At 68.1% G+C, this 12,849-nt stretch carries 11 protein-coding genes; 9 read left to right on the top strand and 2 right to left on the bottom strand.

Annotated elements, in window-relative coordinates; translation table 11 throughout:
* Positions 1–8 precede the first annotated feature (8 nt).
* Together AC07WJ_RS08790 and AC07WJ_RS08785 are read right to left on the bottom strand one after the other, a co-directional pair.
* Positions 9–731, bottom strand: a complete 723-nt coding sequence (locus AC07WJ_RS08790) for a Crp/Fnr family transcriptional regulator (protein ID WP_494934182.1) — start codon at positions 729–731, stop codon at positions 9–11.
* 196 nt (positions 732–927) lie between these two features.
* Positions 928–1,554, bottom strand: a complete 627-nt coding sequence (locus AC07WJ_RS08785; RefSeq protein WP_494934181.1) for a glutathione S-transferase C-terminal domain-containing protein — start codon at positions 1,552–1,554, stop codon at positions 928–930.
* A 139-nt stretch (positions 1,555–1,693) separates the two neighbouring features.
* On the opposite strand from AC07WJ_RS08785, the gene AC07WJ_RS08780 reads away from it, so the two are divergent.
* The 9 genes from AC07WJ_RS08780 (at position 1,694) to AC07WJ_RS08740 (ending at position 12,822) form a co-directional block, all read left to right on the top strand.
* The gene (locus AC07WJ_RS08780; RefSeq protein WP_494934180.1) at positions 1,694–2,281 is read left to right on the top strand and encodes a TetR/AcrR family transcriptional regulator; all 588 of its coding nucleotides are present in this window, start codon (positions 1,694–1,696) and stop codon (positions 2,279–2,281) included.
* Between the two features lie 198 nt (positions 2,282–2,479).
* A complete protein-coding gene (locus tag AC07WJ_RS08775; protein ID WP_494934179.1) occupies positions 2,480–2,731 on the top strand; it encodes an acyl carrier protein in 252 nt (83 codons plus the stop codon).
* A 2-nt stretch (positions 2,732–2,733) separates the two neighbouring features.
* On the top strand, positions 2,734–3,927 hold the full coding sequence (locus AC07WJ_RS08770; protein ID WP_494934178.1) for an acyl-CoA dehydrogenase family protein: 1,194 nt from the start codon (positions 2,734–2,736) through the stop codon (positions 3,925–3,927).
* A 2-nt stretch (positions 3,928–3,929) separates the two neighbouring features.
* The gene (locus AC07WJ_RS08765) at positions 3,930–4,838 is read left to right on the top strand and encodes an amino acid--[acyl-carrier-protein] ligase (RefSeq protein WP_494934177.1); all 909 of its coding nucleotides are present in this window, start codon (positions 3,930–3,932) and stop codon (positions 4,836–4,838) included.
* Between the two features lie 2 nt (positions 4,839–4,840).
* A complete protein-coding gene (locus AC07WJ_RS08760; protein ID WP_494934176.1) occupies positions 4,841–5,857 on the top strand; it encodes a DUF1839 family protein in 1,017 nt (338 codons plus the stop codon).
* Positions 5,858–5,864: 7 nt separating this feature from the next.
* Positions 5,865–8,327 carry a glycoside hydrolase family 2 protein gene (locus tag AC07WJ_RS08755; RefSeq protein ID WP_494934175.1) on the top strand — a complete coding sequence of 821 codons (2,463 nt, stop codon included), beginning with the start codon at positions 5,865–5,867 and terminating at the stop codon, positions 8,325–8,327.
* Positions 8,324–10,075, top strand: a complete 1,752-nt coding sequence (locus AC07WJ_RS08750) for a hypothetical protein (protein WP_494934174.1) — start codon at positions 8,324–8,326, stop codon at positions 10,073–10,075. Before AC07WJ_RS08755 ends, AC07WJ_RS08750 begins: the two co-directional genes overlap by 4 nt.
* A 97-nt stretch (positions 10,076–10,172) precedes the next feature.
* Entirely contained in the window at positions 10,173–11,618 is a 1,446-nt protein-coding gene (locus AC07WJ_RS08745) for an undecaprenyl-phosphate glucose phosphotransferase (RefSeq protein ID WP_494934173.1), read from the top strand.
* Positions 11,602–12,822 carry a GNAT family N-acetyltransferase gene (locus AC07WJ_RS08740; RefSeq protein WP_494934172.1) on the top strand — a complete coding sequence of 407 codons (1,221 nt, stop codon included), beginning with the start codon at positions 11,602–11,604 and terminating at the stop codon, positions 12,820–12,822. The genes AC07WJ_RS08745 and AC07WJ_RS08740 overlap by 17 nt, the downstream gene beginning before the upstream one ends.
* Positions 12,823–12,849 lie beyond the last annotated feature (27 nt).

The following is a 12,849-nucleotide window of genomic DNA, read 5'->3' as shown; positions in this document are numbered from 1 at the left end:
GCAGCGCCTCAAACGTCGAGGTTCTTGGCGAGGATCGTGAAACCATCCTCGACGGACAGCTTTCCCTTGTCGCGCAACCGGCCAAGCGTCCGCGTGACGGTCACGCGGGAGGTACCCGTCATCGAAGCGATCTGTTCGTGGGTGAGGTGCGTCAGAATCTTTCGGCCTCGCGCGTGATCGACGGCAAACATCCGACTGAGCCGCCTGAGCAGTTCGAGTATGCGCTCCTCCGGATCGTTCGAGACGAGATGTTCCAACCGCAGCGCGAGAACGCGCTGCTTCAAGCTGGTCAGCCGGAGCATGGCCAGAGCGAACTCCGGATCCTCTCGAATGAGAAACTCCAGCTTTGCCGCATCGAACTCGAGCGCTTCTGTCGGTTGAACCGCAACGGCCGTCGAAAATCTCGGTAATCCATCGAACGCGGCGCCTTCACCGCACACGGTGTTGGGCCCCATGTTTTCCAGCACGACCTCGGTCCCGTCACGCCTGAAGATCGACACTTGGACAAGTCCCGACTTCACGAAATAGAAGTGAATGTTGACCTCGTCCTGCCGATAAAGCTGGTCACCTTCCGCGAAATGACGCACCCGCGCCTTGCCTTCGAGCGATCGTAGTTTGGTTGCGAGCGCGTCTGTCATCCGCCAGGTCGCAGCGGGCCTTTTCGTCATCGATGCACCGCGCGGATTCTTCGAAGGAACAATAGACACGTGACAGGCGATACGGCGCGCCAAGCCGCCCCGCACTATCCCACAAAAAAGATAGCGCGAGGGTTGGCAATCGCAATGGGCTTGGCCAGGCCCCCCCGAGCCCCTGTTTGAGAGAGGCCGGGACTTGGGGCCAAGCCGAGATCCCGAAGGCACGCGCCATCCGGCAAGCAAAGGGCCGCCCGGCCGGAGCGGCCCTTCGCACCAGAAAATCAATCAAACTTCACGCCGCGCGACGCTGGTGCTCGGCCCATTCCTGCGCCACCGCAGCTGCGACCGTCGGCCGCGCCAGCTGCCGCTTGTGATAGGCCGCGACGGCGGGCCATTGCCTCAGGTCGGTGCCGACATGGCGGTACCAGTTGAGCAGCACCACCAGATAGGCGTCGGCAACGGTAAAGCTGTCGCCAATGAGATAGTCGCGCTCGCCGAGCCGGCGCGCGATGGCGTCGAGCGTCGGTGTGAGCAGCGTCTTCGCCCGCTCCTTGACCGCCTCCGGCGACTTGGTCGCGAGCAGCGGGCTGAAGACGCGCTTGTGCACTTCGGTCGACAGATAGTTCAGCACGTCGATCAGCTGGTAGCGCGCGGTCGTGCCCCAGGCCGGCGCGAGTTTCGCATCGGGTTTCTGATCGGCCAGATATTGCAGGACCGAAGGACCCTCGTTCAGCACCTCGCCTGAGGCGAGCCGCAGCGCCGGCACATAGCCATTCGGCGAAATGCTCCAATAATCCTCGCCGTCATCGGTCAGCTTGGCGTTGGTGTCGACATAGTGCACCGTCACCGACAGCCCGGCTTCCAGGACGGTGATGTGCGAGGCGAGCGAGCAGGCCATGGGTGAAGCGTAAAGGTGCATGGTGACCTCCCTGAGTTTTATGCGATACGGTACATAACTAGAGCGCCCGATCGCGAGAGCGTCAAGTGATTTTATGCAAGACAGTACAAAACATATGAAGCGCCCCCCGGGCCGACCGCGCTCCTTCACGGAGGCCGAGGTGCTCACTCGCGTCCGCGCGGTGTTCCTGGAAAAGGGGTTCTCGGCGGCCTCGGTCGACGACCTCGCCAAGGCCGCCGGCCTCAACCGGCCGAGCCTCTACGCCGCCTTCGGCAACAAGGAGCAGCTCTATCTCGCCGTGCTCACCCATTACGGCATGCAGAGCGTCGCCGGGATCGACGCGATCATGGCGGGCGACGGCCCGATCGAGGAGCGCCTGAACCGGCTCTATCGGGCAGCGATCCGCCTCTATACCGCGCCGCCGCGCGCCCAGGGCTGCATGATCGTGGGAACCGCCTCGGTGGAGGCGCCGACCCATCCGGATATCGCGAAAGCCGCCGCGAGCTTCATCGCGGGGAACGAAGACGCGCTGCGGCGGGCTTTTGTCAGGGCGGTCGCGGCGGGCGAGCTCGCCGCCGAGCCGTCGCCGGCGGCCCGCGCCCGGCTGGGCGGCGCCATTTTCGATACGCTTGCCGTCAGGGCGCGCATCGGCGCCGAGATCGGCGATCTCGAAGGCTTCGCCGCTTCCGCGGTCGGCCTGATCTGCGCACCGCAAGCGCCGTCAACGCCACCGACGTCAACGCGGTAAACGAACGAGTATATATTTCCCGGTAAAGTCGTTCTTCGACCGAGATCACCGGCATGCTTGAGTGCATCGAGGCGGACTCTCAGCCTGCCTGTGGGTCAGCGAGATAACCATACCGGCAATCGGCAATTGCTTAATTGCTAAAATTGCGCCTATTCATCCCCTCAGGAACGGGGATGGGCTCGAAGGGGACCGTCCGACATGACGACAGAGATCCGCAGCATCATCGCCAGGACCGTCGAGCTGCCCGCCGGCATCGACAGCCTGACCGATACCTCCGACCTCTACGAGGCCGGCATGACGTCGTTTGGCTCGGTGCAGCTCATGCTGGCACTCGAGGAAGCCTTCGACATCGAATTTCCCGAGCGGATGCTGAACCGCAAGCTGTTCTCGTCCGTTTCGTCCATCAGTGCCGCCTTGAAAGAGCTTGTCGCCGAACGGGCGGAGAATTGACCATGCTCGACGCGGCCGGTTCCGAGGGCGTTCGCAGCGCAACGACGCTCGCTGCCCGCATGAAGACCGTCGCGGCGATTGCCGCGGAGGCAGCCGATCAGGTCGACCGCGACGCCCGCTTCCCGCGCGAAGCGGTCGAGGCGATGCGCGCCCAGCGCCTGCTCGGCATCATGGTGCCCCGCGATTGTGGCGGCGAGGGCGCCGATTTCGGCGAGATCGCCGAGCTCTGCACCTTGCTCGGCGCCGCCTGCTCGGCGGCCGGCATGGTTTTCGCCATGCACCAGATCAAGACGGCGAGCCTCGTCCATCATGGCGGCGCCAGCGCCTGGCACCGCGACTTCATGACCCGCCTGGCGCGCGACCAGTTGCTGCTCGCCTCTTCCACCTCGGAAGCCGGCATCGGCGGCGACCTGCGCAACTCGGTCTGCTCGGTCGTGCCCGACGGCGACCACGTCACGCTGGAGAAGGACGCCATCGTCATCTCCTATGCGCTCGATGCGGACGCCATTCTCGCCACCGCCCGGCGCGCGCCGGAGGCGGCCTCGTCCGACCAGGTCCTGCTGGTCATCGAGCGGGCCCAGGCCGACCTCCAGCAGACCTCGACCTGGGATACGCTCGGCATGCGCGGCACCACCTCGCACGGCTTCAAGCTGAAGGCGCGGGTGCCCGCCGTGCAGGTTTTTCCCAAACCCTTCGCCGAGATCGCCGCCCAGAGCATGCTGGCGAGTTCCCACCTGTTCTGGTCCGGCCTCTGGTTCGGCATCGCCGCCGGTGCCCTGTCGAAGGCGCAGGCCTTCGTCCGCGCCGCCGCCCGCAAGGCACCGACGGTGGCGCCGCCCGGGGCGGTCCGGCTTGCCGCCGCGGCGGCCGAACTCGCCAGCCTGAAGGCGCTGGTGCGCGACGGCATCGCCCGGTTCGAGCGGGCCCGCCACCACGACGACGAGTTGAATTCCATGGCCTTCGCCATCGCCATGAATGCCGTCAAGGTACAGGCCTCCGAGAAAGCCGTCGGCATCGTTCAGCAAGCCCTGACCATTATCGGCATCCAGGGCTACAAGAACGACACGCCTTTCGCGGTCGGCCGCCATTTGCGCGACATCCTGTCCGCGCCCCTGATGATCGCCAATGACCGCATCATGGCGAACACCTCGACCATGTTGCTGATGTCTCGGCTCGATGCCGACCTGGAGGGCTGAAAATGCTGGCCGCGACCGGATTTCTCGACGAATTGTTCGACAAGGGCCTGCTGATCGAAACTGGCGTCGACGGCATCTACGGCCGCTCCGGCCTGTTCGAGGAGATCGGTGACGGGTTCCAGAACCTGGTCACCCGCTATGCCGGCACCGACAATGCCGAGGTCGTTCGCTTTCCGCCGGCGATGAGCCGGGCGGTGTTCGAGCGTTCCGGCTACATGAAGAGCTTCCCGCAGCTCGCCGGCACCATCCACTGCTTCCATGGCGACGGCGCCGCCCATCTCGATCTCATGCAGACCATCGAGGCCAAGGGCGACTGGACCAAGGGCCAGACGGCGAGCGAGGTCGTGCTGACGCCGGCCGCCTGCTATCCGCTCTATCCGACCGCCGCCAAGCGCGGCACGCTGCCGGCCGAGGGCCGCCTCTACGACCTCATGTCCTACTGCTTCCGCCATGAGCCGTCGCGCGACCCGGCGCGCCAGCAGATGTTCCGCATGCGCGAATTCGTCCGCATGGGCACCCCGGACCAGGTCACGGCGTTCCGGGCCGACTGGCTGGATCGCGGCCAGAAGCTGATCGCCGAAATCGGCCTGCCTTTCGCGGTCGATGTCGCCAACGATCCGTTCTTCGGCCGCACCGGCAAGATGCTGGCGGTCAACCAGCGCGACCAGCGGCTGAAATTCGAGCTTTTGATCCCGATCGAAAGCGAGGCCAATCCGACCGCCTGTCTCAGCTTCAACTATCACCAGGACCATTTCGGCAAGACCTTCGGGCTGGAAACCGCGGGCCCCGAGACCGCCCACACGGCCTGCGTCGGCTTCGGCCATGAGCGGGTCATCCTGGCGCTGCTGAAGCATCACGGCACCGACGTCAAAACCTGGCCGGCGGGCGTGCGCAAAGCACTCTGGGGCTGATCATGGCTCCGGTCTTCCCGTCGCTCGATCCCGGAACCTACATGCGGCATCCGCTGCACGATCCGGCCAATCACTGGCCGGAGACCAATTGCCATACCGACCTGTTCGTCGAGATCCTGCACACGCTCGGCCGCGAGCCGGCGGCCGGCCTCGGCATGACCCTGGCTCAGGATTTCGAGGGCGACCAGTTCACCTTCTTCAAGATGGCGACGGCCGATCTCGAAACCCTGTTCGGCCTCGACGTCCAGGAACTGTCGATCTATCGGCCGCTGGTCGACCATATCGACGAGCAGCTGGCGCGCGGCCGGCTGGTGCTGATCGAGGTCGACGCCCATTTCCTGCCCGATACCCGCGGCGTCACCTACAAGACCGACCATTCCAAGACCACCATCGCGGTGAACCGGTTCGAACGGGCCCCGGTCAGGCTCGGCTATTTTCACAATGCCGGCTATTTCGAAGCCGAGGGCGCCGATGTCGAGGCCATGTTCGGCTTCGGATCGGTGCCGCAGCCGGTGCTTCCGCCCTATGTCGAATTCGTCAAGGTGATCGGCCCCGGCCTGACCGGCGCCGCCTTGCGCGACGCCGCCGTTCAGCGCCTTGCCGGCCACTGGGCCCGGCGGCCGGCGACCAATCCGATCGATGCCTATCGCGCGGCGCTGCCCCGCGATCTCGCCCGGCTTGCGACCGAGCCGCCCTGCTCGTTCCATCCCTATGCGTTCAACACGGCCCGCCAGTTCGGCGCCAATATCGCACTGGCCGGCGCGCACCTGGCCTGGCTCGGCGGCACCGGCATTGCCGGCCTCGGCGAGGCGATCGGCCTTTGCGACCGCATGACCACCGCCGCCAAGACCTTCCAGTTCCTGCTGGCGCGGGCGCTGGCCCGCAAGCGTTTCGACGGGCTCGATCCGGCCCTGGAGACGCTCGCCCGCGACTACGACCGGCTGATCGGCGAAATCTCCGGGATCTTCCGCTTCGCTTCCTCTCCAGAGACCCGCGCTCCGGTTCGAGCGGCATCCTAGGCGCGGCATGGCTGTTGTTCGCGGCATATCCGGCGACGAGGTCGCCGCGCTGGAGACCGGCTGGACGATGGCGCTCAGCCCGCCCGATGCGGCGACGACACCGGACGAAGCCGAGAGCCTGACCGGCTGGCTGCCGGCGACAGTGCCGGGCACCGCGGCCGAAGCCTTGCGCGCCGCGGGCCGCTGGTCGCTCGACGCGCCCGGCGTCCTCGACGACCACGACGTCTGGTACCGCACCTCCTTTGCCGCGAGCGGGCCGCAGACCCTGTGTTTCGAAGGCCTTGCGACGCTGGCCGAGGTGTTTCTCGACGGCCGGAGCATATTGACCTCGGAATCGATGTTCCTGCGCCACGAGATCGATTTTACCGGCACCGGCCGGCACGCCCTGGCGATCCGTTTCAAGGCCCTGAACCCGGCGCTGGCCGCGGCCAAGGGCCCCCGCCCCCGCTGGCGGCCCATGATGATCACGCCGGGAACCCTGCGCCTGATCCGCACCACCGCGCTCGGCCACATGCCCGGCTGGGCGCCACCGGTCGCCACCATCGGCCCCTGGCGCGCCGTCACCTGTGTCGCGCGCCGCGCGCCGTTCCGGGTCACCAGCCTCGACCTCGTGCCGCGGCTCGAAGGCTCCCGCGGCGTTCTCGACATTGCGGTCGGCTTCGACCAGGCCATCGAGACGCCGGTCGAACTGACCTGCGCCGGCGCCAGCATCATGCTCGACCGTATCGCAGCGGACCGGTTTTCCGGCCGCCTCGAGCTCGACGGCATCGCGCCGTGGTGGCCGCATACCCACGGCGAACCGGCCCTGCACGACGCCGCCATCCGTGTCGGCGAGACCGGCATCGCTCTTGGCCGCGTCGGCTTCCGCTCGCTCGAATGCGATCGCGGCCCCGACGGCCGGGGTTTCGCGCTGGTCGTCAATGGTGAGCCGGTGTTCTGCCGCGGCGCCTCCTGGATGCCGCCCGATCCGGTCACGCCCGGCGCCGGCGATCTCCTGCCGCTTCTGACGCTGGCGCGCGATGCCGGCATGAACATGCTGCGCATCTCCGGCACCACGGTGCCGGCATCCCAGGCCTTTCACGACGCCTGCGACGCGCTCGGCATCCTGGTCTGGCACGACCTGCCTTTCGCCAATTTCGATTATCCGGCCGCCGATCCCGCTTTCGTCCGCCTGGTCGAAGCGGAGGCGCGCCAGTTGCTCGGCCGGCTGCAGGCCTCGCCATCGGCCGCGATCGTCTGCGGCGGCAGCGAGATCGCCCAGCAGGCGGTCATGCTCGGCCTGACGCCGGCGCAGGCAGCCAACCCGCTGTTCGACACGCTGTTCCCCGGGCTTGCCGCCGAGCTCGCCGGCCAGGCGATCTACGTACCGCACACGCCCTGGGGCGGCCCCCTGCCCTTCACCGCCAATGAAGGCGTGACCCATTATTTCGGCGTCGGCGCCTATTGCCGGCCGATCGAGGATGCCCGCCGCGCCGAGGTGCGTTTCGCCTCGGAATGCCTCGCCTTCGCCAACCTGCCGAGCCCGGCGCGGCTGCGCGCCTCGGCGGTCCGGGCACCGGGCGATCTCGGCTGGAAGGCCGGCGTGCCGCGCGACGCCGGCGCCGACTGGGATTTCGAGGACACCCGCGATCACTATGTCGGCCTGATCGCGGGCTGCGATCCCGCAACCCTGCGCGACGACGAGCCCGAACGCTATCTCGACATCGGCCGGGCCGCGCCCGCCGAGGTGATGGAGGCGGTCTTCGCCGAATGGCGGCGGTCCGGCTCCTCCTGCGCCGGCGGGCTCGTCTGGTTCCTGAACGACCTCGCGCCGGGCGCCGGCTGGGGCGTGATCGACGCGGCGGGCGAGCCGAAATCGACCTATTTCGCGCTGAAACGGGCGTTCCGCCCGGTTCATGTCGGGCTCACCGACGAGGGGCTCAACGGCTTCGGCATCCATCTGGTCAATGAGACGGCGACGGCACGGGACCTGACGCTCCGGCTCGCCTGTTATGGCGAGGCCGTGCATCCCCTGGTCAAGACCGAAGCGGCGCTGACCCTTGGCCCCCGCACCGCGACGAGCCTGTCCAGCGACGCGCTGATCGGCCGCTTCTTCGACATCACCCACGCCTATCGTTTCGGCCCGCCGGCCCATGACGCCACCGTCGCGCGCCTCGTCGATGCGGCCGGCATGATCGTCGCCGAAGCCGTCCACGTGCTGCCCGGCCGGGCTGCCGCGCCGCGCGACATTGGCCTCAAGGCCGAGATCGTCGTGCAGGCCGACGGCCCGACGCTCCGGCTTTCCACCGATCGTTTCGCCCGCTTCGTCACCATTGACGACGACCATTTCCAGGCCGACGACCAGGGTTTCTGCCTGGTGCCCGGCGAGAGCCGGCTGATCCGACTGACTGCCGGCCACGTAGAGGCTGTTCCGCGAGGGCGGGTTCGCGCCCTCAACAGTCATTCCGTCGCCTATGGGGACGCTTCATGATCCCCGTGAGTTTCGACGGCGTGATGGCCAAGATCCACCCCGCGCGCGGGGCCTCGATTTCGGGGCTCGGCGTTGTGATCGTGCCGCCGCATGGCCTGGAGGCGCTCGCCGCGACCAAGAGCCTGCGCCTGCTCGCCGATGCGATCGCCGCCTCCGGCCATGCCTGCCTGCGCTTCGATTTGCCCGGCACCGGCGACTCGCTCGGCAGCGACGCCGATCCGGATCGCATCGAGGCCTGGACCCGCAGCATCGCCGCCGCGGCGAAGCTGCTGTCGACCCAGACCGGGACAACCGGCACGGTCGTCGTCGGGCTGCGCTTCGGCGCCCTGCTGGCGGTGCGTGCCGCGCCCGGCATCGACAATCTCGCCGGCCTCGTGCTGCTCGACCCCGTGGTGCGCGGCCGCGGCTATGCCCGTGAGCTCGCCGTCACGGCGCGCGCGGTCGCGGAAGGCGCCCGCCTCGATCCCGACGCGACGTCGACGCCCGACGGCCTGCTGATCGGCGGCCTTCTGACCAGCACGGCGACGCTGGAGGCCCTGCGCACCCTCGATGCCTCCAAGATGGTCACCCCGACGGTGCCGACGCTCGTCCTGCGCCGCAAGGGCGCGCAGGACGCCGCCGCCCTCGCGGCGGCGTGGACCGCGGCCCCGGTCACCCTGGAAGATGCCGCCGGCTTCGACGGCATCGCGCTGAGCCCGACCATGGCCGTGACGCCGCGTGCCGCTTTCGACCGCGTCGTCGCCTGGCTCGGGACCCTGTCCGATCCCGGCACGCGTTTCACCGGTGCCCCGGCGCCCGCGATATTGACGGGCGGCGATTTCATCGAGGAGGCCTCGACCTTCGGCCCGGGCGGCCGGCTGTTCGGCGTCATGTGCCGGCCCGCGGCGGCCAGCGCCTCCGGCCCGGTGCTGCTCATCGTCAATGCCGGGCGCAACTCCCATGTCGGCTGGGCACGGGGCGGCGTCAGCCTCGCGCGCCGGCTGGCGGCCCAGGGCATCGCCTCGTTCCGGATGGATCTCGGCGGGGTCGGCGACGGGGTCGACCGGCCCGATGCGGCCGATACGATCGACGCCGTCCTCTACAATCCCGCGCTCGCCCCCGAGGTCGGCGCCGCGGTCGACCTGCTCGACGCCAGCGGCTACCGGTCGATCGCCATGATGGGCAGTTGCAGCGGCGCCCACCTGGCGCTGCACACGGCCGCCGACGACGATCGCATCGGCGGCGTGGTGCTGGTCAATATTCAGCGCTTCGTCTGGCGTGAAGGCGAAACGGTCGAGCAGGCGATCGCCTCCAGCTATGCGATTGCCTCCAGCTATGTCGCAAAGCTCTGGGACCGGCGCGCCTGGACCAAGTTGCTGACCGGCGAGCGGCCCCTGCTGCCCCTGGCGCTCGAGCTGACCAAGCGGCTGGCGGCCCGCGCGCGCGGCTTCATTCCCTCCGCTGAGACCCGCGCGGCCCGGGACCTGATGGCAAAGCTGCATCGGCGCGGCGTGCCGGTCGACATCGTGTTCAGCGAGGACGACGCCGGCCTCGAAGAGCTGGCGCGTCATTTCGGCGCGCGCGGCCGGTGGCTCGGCCGCATGCCCGAGGTCCGGCTGAACTTCGTCGCCAAGACCGATCACGACCTGACTCCGGCCGCCGCCCGGGATGCTCTTTTCGTCCATACCCTCGCCGCGGCCGCGACTTGGAAAGCCCCGACGACTGCGCCCACCCTCGGCCAGGCCGAGAGCGGCACGGCTCCTGCTTAGCGTTACGTCAGTCTAACCGAGCGTCCCAGTCCGGGACGGTGCCCCGAGGCACCGTCGCCGGATCGGGACCGCCGACGAACGCGCGAGAACCTGGGCCATGACATTGAAGGATCTGGACCTGCCCGTCGGCGTGATCGCCCGACGTGGGCGTGGCGGCTATGCCTGGACCCGCCTGACGCTGATGGTGGCGACCGCGGCGGCCGACTGGCTGGTCATCGCCGGCACCTCCTACATGGTATCGCTCGTCTATAATCGCCTGAGCAGCGGCGACTGGTGGACGGTCAAGGCCCAGATCGACCTGGCCTTGCTGGTTTCCAGCCTGTTCGTCATGCTGAACGTGGTTCGCGGGCAATATCAGCTCGGCCACTATATCGTGCCGGAGCGCTCGATCGGCACGCCTCTGACGCTCTGGGGCGCTACGTTCGTCACCTTGATGGCCTTCGCCTTCGCCACCAAGACCAGCGACGGTTTCTCCCGCGTCGCCGTCATCGCGACCTTCGTCACGGGCTTTCCGCTGGTTCTGCTCACCCGGCACGTCGCCGGCCGGCTGATGACCATCGGCTCGAAGATCGGCATGATCCCGGCCCGCCGCGTCATGCTGGTCGGTCGTGAGACCGACGTCACCGCCTTCGCCATGCGCTACCAGCCGTGGAATGCCGGCATGCATATTGCCGGCACCGGTCTCCTGGCCTCCGACGCGACCACCGAGCCCGGCCGCGGCGACATCGCGCGTATCGTCGCCCAGGCCCGTGAAATGTATCTCGACGACGTGCTGATCATCGTGCCCTGGTCCCAAACCGAGACGATCGACGGCCTGATCGATGCGTTCATGCGCATTCCCGTGGCGATCCATCTCGGCCCGGAACGCATCTTCGATCGCTTCGACGACATCCGGATCGCCAAGACCGGCGGCATCGCCAGCCTGCAGCTCGGCCGTCCGCCCCTGTCCGCCGGCGAGATCATGGCCAAGCGCGCCCTGGATATCGGGCTGGCTTCCTTCGCCCTGTTCCTGTTCACCCCGGTGCTGCTGCTGATCGCGCTCGCCATCAAGATCGACAGCCCCGGCCCGGCCCTGTTCCGGCAGCGCCGGCTCGGCTTCAACCAGCGCGCTTTCTCGATCGTCAAGTTCCGCACCATGACGGTTGCCGATGACGGCGACACCGTGCGCCAGGCCACCCGCGGCGACCAGCGGATCACCCGCATCGGCCGGTTCCTGCGGCGCTGGAATCTCGACGAGCTGCCGCAGCTCATCAACGTGCTGTCGGGCCAGATGTCGCTGGTCGGTCCGCGCCCGCATGCCATCGCCCACGACCGCCACTATGACAACCGCATCGCGCTCTATGCCCGCCGCCACAACGTCAAGCCGGGCATTACCGGCTGGGCGCAGGTTCACGGACTGCGCGGCGAGACCGACACCGTCGAGAAGATGCAGGCCAGGGTCGAGCACGACCTCTACTACATCGACCATTGGTCGGTGCTGCTCGACCTCGAAATCATGGCCCGCACCGTCTTCTCCCGGAAGGCCTATGACAACGCCTTCTGAGGACATGCCGAGCGTGACGCGCCTGCACCTGCCCCCCCTCGCCTTCGCCTCGGCCGCACCGTCGGTCGAGGCGTCGGCCTGTCATATCAGTGTCGTTCCCGTGGCCGACCTGCCATTCGTCGGCTGGCCGTCCAACCGGTCGGTCGAGACCACCGGCTACGTCTTCCAATCGCGCGAATTCGTCACGCTCTGGTGCGAGACGATCGGGCCGAGACGCGGCGCCCGCGGCTTCGGCGTGATCGTCAGCCTCGCCGACGACACACCGGTCCTCTACCTGCCGCTCGCCGTCGAAACCCGATTCGGCCTTGCCGTGCTGCGCTTCATGGATGGCGGCGTGGCGGCCGTGAATGCGCCGATCCTGGCCGGGGACGTGGATCTGGCCCCCGGCGCCCTGCTCACGCTCTGGCCCCAGATCCTGCGGTCTCTGCCCGCGGTCGACGCGGTCGATCTCGGCAAGATCCCCGGCCATGTGAAGGATCGGCGCAATCCGCTCGTCGATCTCGGCCCTGTTGGTCACGCCGCCGCCGGTGGCCTGATCGAGATTGCCGGCCAGTCCTTCGACGACTATGCCGCCACCAAGGCCCGCCGCGCCGAAATCGGCAAGATCGAGAGCCGCCGCCGGCAAATGGCGCGCCTCGGGCCGGTCTCCTTCACGTTGGCCGGCTCGGCCGACGAGGCCGCGAGCCTGTTCGAGACCCTGGTCGCGCTCAGGCGGCGGCAATGGCTGCAGCGCGACGGCCACGACCGGTTCGAAGCGAGCGGCCAACTCGCCTTCTATCGCGGCGCCCTGGCCGAAGGCCGGCTCGGCAAGTTCGCCGATCTCGCCGTCGAACGCTGCGGCGATACCGTGACGGCGGCCCTGCTCGGTTTCATCGAACCCGATCGCTTCTCCTTCGCGCTGACCGCTCACGAGACCGAAACCTATGGCCGCTTCTCCAGTGGCACCCGGCTGCTGATCGCGCTGATCCGCCGATCCTTCACACTGGGACACCGCAATTTCGATCTCGGTGCCGACAACCCGGCCTATCGGGAGCTGTGGTCGACGCGGCCCGTGCCCTTGTCCGACCATTCCGCCCGGGTGACCTGGCGCGGCCCGGTCTATTTTGCGCTCAAGAGCGCAAGGCGGACGCTCGCCGCCTGGCGGCAATCCGATTTCGCCAAATGGGCGCGGGCGCTGGTCGCACCGAAACCCAGCGGACTCTAGCGCCGGACGGCCCGATCCGGGCCGAAC

Source organism: Phreatobacter sp. GW821-FHT04C01 (genome assembly GCF_059420385.1).
Note: the sequence above shows the minus strand (reverse complement) of the source record. Positions and strands in the feature narration are given on the sequence as shown.